The 1,664-nt window shown below is 62.4% G+C and carries 2 protein-coding genes; both read right to left on the bottom strand.

What is annotated here, in order from left to right:
• On the bottom strand, positions 1-1,124 hold a 1,124-nt coding region (locus tag WCB02_RS42115), incomplete at its 3' end, for a flavin-containing monooxygenase (protein WP_423968975.1).
• A 238-nt stretch (positions 1,125-1,362) separates the two neighbouring features.
• A partial coding sequence (locus WCB02_RS42110) for an adenosylhomocysteinase (protein WP_423968972.1) occupies positions 1,363-1,664 on the bottom strand: 302 nt, incomplete at its 5' end.

Raw genomic sequence — 1,664 nt, 5'->3', positions numbered from 1 at the left:
TTGTAGTTCAACGTCTTGGCGAAATCGACCCTTTGGCCGTCCACCGCGACCTCGATGCCGCCGAGCACCTGCAGGACCAGACCGGTCGCGGTCACGATGATGTCGGCCGGAAGCTCGCTGCCGTCCCTCAGGCGGATGCCGTTTTTGGTGAAGCCGTCGATCTCCTGCGTGACGACGGAGGCGCGCTTGTCCCTGATCGCCCTGAACAGATCGCCGTCGGGTACGAGGCAGAGGCGCTGGTCCCACGGGTTGTAGCGGGGCGTGAAGTGGGTGGCGACGTCGTAGTCCGGTCCGAGCGCCATCCTGACGCCGCCGAGGATCAGTTGCTTGACCCGCGCCGGCTTGCGCCTGGAGAGCTGGAAGAAATACATGCCGAATAGCACGTTACGCCAGCGAATCAGATGATAGGCGAGGCTCGCCGGCAGATTGCGCCGCAACTTGTTGGCCAGGGCGTCCTGCGCCGGACGCGACACCACATAGGTCGGCGAACGCTGCAGCATGGTGACGTGGCCGGCTCGCTTCGCCATCTCAGGCACCAGCGTCACGGCAGTCGCGCCCGAGCCGATGACCACGACGCGCTTGCCTGCATAGTCCAGATTTTCCGGCCATTTCTGCGGATGCACGATGCGGCCGGCGAAATCGTCCGCGCCGGCGAATTCCGGGCTGTAGCCTTCTTCATATTTGTAATAGCCGGAGCACATGAACAGGAAATTGCAGGTGAAGCTCACGGTTTCCGCTGCGCCCTCACCTGAGATACGCTCGGCTTCCACCGTCCAGCGCGCGTCCGGTGTCGACCATGACGCCCGCCTGACGCGATGGCGAAAGCGAATTTTTTTGTCGATGCCGTTCTCGATCGCGGTCTCGCGGACGTAGTTCAGGATGCGCGGCCCGTCAGCGATCGCCTTCGGCTCGGTCCACGGCTTGAAGCAATAGCCGAGCGTGAACATGTCGCTGTCGGAACGGATTCCGGGGTAGCGAAACAGGTCCCAGGTGCCGCCGATGCAGTCGCGGCCCTCGAGGATCGCAAAGCTCTTGGTGGGACATTTGTGCTGCAGGTGATAGCCGGCACCGATGCCGGACAGGCCGGCGCCGACGATCAGCACGTCGAAATGCTCACTCACGATGGCGCTCTCCGGCGGCGCGGTTCCTTTGCGGATAGTAGAGACGTAGATGCCCGGCGCAAGGCCGGGCATGACAAAAACTGATGCAGTCCCACTCACCGTCATTCCGGGGCGCGCCCGAACTCGGGCCTACCCGAGTTCGGAAAATTTGACTGCCAAGTCGGCAATCACCGACTGGCTGCGCGAAGGCGGCATCTCGAATTCCGGACATGGCCCTTCGGACCATTCCGCAATGACGATGCTAGTAGCGATAGTGATCCGACTTGAACGGGCCTTCCTGCTTGACGCCGATATAGTCGGCCTGGTCCTTGCGCAGCTCGGTCAGCTTGACGCCGATCTTGGCGAGATGCAACCGCGCCACCTTCTCGTCCAGCGACTTCGGCAGCACGTAGACCTTCTTCTGGTACTTGCCGTCCTTGTTGTTGGCGAACAGCTCGATCTGCGCCAGGGTCTGGTTGGTGAACGAGGCGGACATCACGAAGGAGGGATGGCCCATGGCGTTGCCGAGGTTCACGAGGCGGCCTTCCGACAGCAGGATGATGC

Origin of the sequence: Bradyrhizobium sp. (genome assembly GCF_049581145.1) — a bacterium.
Taxonomy (GTDB): domain Bacteria; phylum Pseudomonadota; class Alphaproteobacteria; order Rhizobiales; family Xanthobacteraceae; genus Bradyrhizobium.
This window is presented reverse-complemented; position numbering and strand designations above follow the sequence as displayed.